Annotated in this window: 2 protein-coding genes; one reads left to right on the top strand and one right to left on the bottom strand. The window is 64.9% G+C overall.

Annotated elements, in window-relative coordinates:
* Positions 1 to 20: 20 nt before the first annotated feature.
* Positions 21 to 926 carry a LysR family transcriptional regulator gene (locus tag EN939_RS32415; protein ID WP_164749108.1) on the bottom strand — a complete coding sequence of 302 codons (906 nt, stop codon included), beginning with the start codon at positions 924 to 926 and terminating at the stop codon, positions 21 to 23.
* Positions 927 to 1,038: 112 nt separating this feature from the next.
* Between EN939_RS32415 and EN939_RS32410 the strand changes: the two genes are divergently transcribed.
* Positions 1,039 to 1,881 (top strand): DMT family transporter (locus EN939_RS32410; protein WP_164751430.1); only part of this gene is annotated, 843 nt, incomplete at its 3' end.

Here is a 1,881-nt window from a genome sequence, read left to right as displayed (position 1 = left end):
ATATATGCCCGGCGGAAGGCCTATCGCTCGGCTTCGATGAACGCCTCGATCTTTTCCGGCGCCAGCCCGGCCTCCGCCGCGATGCGGCGGGCGAGGTCGGCGGCTGCGGCGCGCGGCCGGCCGATCGGCCGGTCGAGCCAGTAGGACACCGGATTGAGCGCGGTGCGCTCATCGACGGGGGTGATGCGGCCCGATTGCAATTGATGTCCGGTCAGGGGTGGGCGTGCCAGCGCGATGCCAAGCCCATAGGCGGCGGCGTCGAGCACCAGATTGTAGTCCTCGAAGCGACGGTCCTGCGGGCGCGGGCGATAATCCATGCCTTGCGCGGCAAACCAGGCGCGCCAGGCAGACGCGTCGGAATCGTTGATCAGCGGATATTTGAGCAGCCGGGCAGGGTCGCCGCGGCCGATCTCGCGGGCAAGCTCGGGTGACGCGACGGGGAAGACATGTTCCTCGAAAAGCTGCACCGAGACGCGGCCCGGAATGCCGCCGCGTCCACAGCGGATGGAGAGATCGATGCCCTCATCGGCAAGGTCGGCCTGGCGGATATCGACATCGAGCACGATGCGCAGCTTCGAGGGATTGTTCTCCAGAGCCGCCATGCGAGGCATCAGCCACAGCCCGCTGACCGAGGGGATCGAGGTCAGCCGCACCACCGCCGTGCCACGCGGCTCGACCCAGCGGTCGGAATGGGTCGATATCAGCGCAAAGGCTTCCGCCGTGCGCAGATGCAGCCGGTTGCCCTCGATCGTCAGCGAGACGCCGCGCGCCCCACGGTCGAAGACTTTCAATCCCAGCCAGTCCTCGAGCTTGGCGATCTGCCGGCTGACGGCGCCATGGGTGATGTTGAGCTTTTCGGCGGCCGCCGAAAAGCTGCCTGTCCGCGCCGCCGCATCGAAGGCGCGCAGTGTTTCGAGCGGTACCATTGTGTCCGAGTTGTGATCCATAGTCACAGGTGATCCTCGATTTGGTCGTTTGTCAACTGGCCTGGAATGGCGTTTTCTGCCTTTCAGGACCGAAGAATGCGAGGGCAGTGAGATGAATGCAATGACGGGCACGTTGAATTCGACACAGCGGATGGACACCACGGCAGCCATTGCTGTCGCGCTGACGGTGGTTGGTTGGGCCTCCGCCTTTCCGGCGATCCGCGCCGGTCTCGCTGCCTTCGGACCGCTGGAACTCGGCGCGTTGCGCTTTGCCATCGCCGCGGTGCCGGCGGCGATCTTCCTGGCCATCAAGCGCCCGGCGCTGCCAAGGCTCGACGAAGTGTGGCGCCTGGTCTTTGGCGGCGCCATCTTCGTCGCGCTCTACACCGTCATGCTCAATTTCGGCGAACTGACCGTCTCTGCCGGTGCCGCCGGCTTCATCATCAATGTCAGCCCGATCTTCACCGCCATCATGGCGATGGTCCTGCTGGGCGAGCGCTTTTCGGGCATGGCCTGGGCCGGTACGGTGATTTCCTTCGCCGGCATTGGCGTCATCGCCATGGCCGACGAGAATGGACTGTCTTTTAACACCGGTGCTCTTCTGGTGCTTGGTTCGGCCTTGTGCTCGGCCGTCAACACCATCGTCCAGAAGCCGCTGTTTGCCCGCCATCATCCGTTGACCATCTCCGCTTCGAACATGGTGCTCGGCGCACTATGCCTGGCACCCTTCCTGCCGTCGGCCTTTTCGCAGGCGGCGGTTGCCGACGCAGCAGGCCTCGGCGCCGTCATCTTTCTTGGCATCGTGCCCAGCCTGATCGCCTATGCCGCCTGGGCGACCGCGCTGTCGCGTCTGCCCGCCGCACGTGCCTCCAACTTCCTCTATCTGGTCTCGCCGATGTCCGCGCTGATCGGCTTCTTCTGGCTGGGCGAAGTTCCGACGCTGCTCGGCATAATC

The organism is Mesorhizobium sp. M7A.F.Ca.CA.002.05.1.1 (assembly GCF_003998335.1).
In the GTDB taxonomy this organism is placed as follows: Bacteria; Pseudomonadota; Alphaproteobacteria; order Rhizobiales; family Rhizobiaceae; genus Mesorhizobium.
This window is presented reverse-complemented; position numbering and strand designations above follow the sequence as displayed.

What these genes read in the sequence shown, in the direction of transcription:
- EN939_RS32415 (WP_164749108.1), bottom strand. Translation starts at nt 926, where the DNA reads ATGGTACCGCTCGAAACACTGCGCGCCTTCGATGCGGCGGCGCGGACA.